General features: G+C 61.7%; 1 protein-coding gene. It reads right to left on the reverse strand.

Annotated features, from left to right (window positions below; translation table 11 throughout):
• Position 1: 1 nt before the first annotated feature.
• Complete coding sequence (locus ACR1XU_RS23115; protein ID WP_480909699.1) at positions 2 to 1,078, reverse strand: NAD-dependent epimerase/dehydratase family protein; 1,077 nt, start codon at positions 1,076 to 1,078, stop codon at positions 2 to 4.
• Positions 1,079 to 1,122: the final 44 nt, after the last annotated feature.

Raw genomic sequence — 1,122 nt, forward strand, 5'->3', positions numbered from 1 at the left:
ATCACCCCTGCTCCTTTTTTGCCCATGTGCTGAATTGGTTGAGGCCGTCCCTGACGGAGACCTGTGGGGACCAGTTCAGCAGGCGGCGTGCCTTCGAGATATCGGCCAGAGCATAGCGAATGTCGCCGGCGCGGAAATCGCCGGTGACTTGGACGCCGTTGCGCGCGTCCCCGACAAGGTCGATCAGTTGCCGGGCCACGTCGATGATGGTCGCCGCCTCGCCTGCGCCGATATCCACGATCTGATCCGAGAAACTGTCCAGCGCGACGGTGCTGGCAAAGGCGCGCACAACGTCGTCGACATAGACAAAATCGCGGGTGATATCACCGTCCTCGAAGATGTTGAGCGTCTTGCCCTGCATGATCTGGTCGGCAAAGATCGAGATCACGCCGGTATAGGGGTTCGACATGGACTGCCCCGGGCCATAGACGTTCTGCAGGCGCAGAATGCCGACCTCGGTCGGGGTGCCCCAGAAGGCCTGGGTCAGCAGGTATTCCTGCATCAGCTTGGTCGAGGCATAGATCGAGGCGGGTGCCACCGGGCAGGTATCGGCATTGGTCGGCACCGGCGTCAGGGTTTCGCCGCTGGCCGATTTCGGCAGGAAATCTCCGTTCGACATGTCCTGGCTGGTGCGGGCGACCGCAGGCACAAGGACCTTGTTGGCGTCCACGCAGGCGCCCTCGCCATAGACGCTGCGCGAGCCGGCCAGAATGATGCGGCGCACCGGGGTATCGGCCGCGCGCACCGCCTCGATCAGGTTGGTGGTGCCGATGATGTTGACCTCGTTGTACCGGGTCGGGTGGTCAAAGGACTGGCCGGTGCCGGTTTCGGCGGCAAGGTGGAAGATGAACTCGGGCCGGACCTCGGACATGGCGCGCTGCATGTCGTCGCGCGAACGCACGTCGCCCACGATCATCTCCGCGCCCGAGGATTTGGCGATCCTGAAATTGGTCTCGTTCTGGAAATGAACCTGTGGGTGCAGAGAGTCGAAAATCGTGACGTCATGCCCTTGCTGAACAAGTTCAGCGCTCAGCCGCGACCCGATAAAACCCGCGCCCCCCGTGATCAGAATCTTCATTAAGCTATCCACCATGTCTACAGATGGCGCGTCACTAGTTCATT

This window comes from Ruegeria sp. D1(2025) (genome assembly GCF_056536425.1).

Bases quoted from the DNA above. Each gene is read 5' to 3' on its own strand.
- ACR1XU_RS23115 (WP_480909699.1), bottom strand. From the start codon at position 1,078: ATGAAGATTCTGATCACGGGGGGCGCGGGTTTTATCGGGTCGCGGCTG.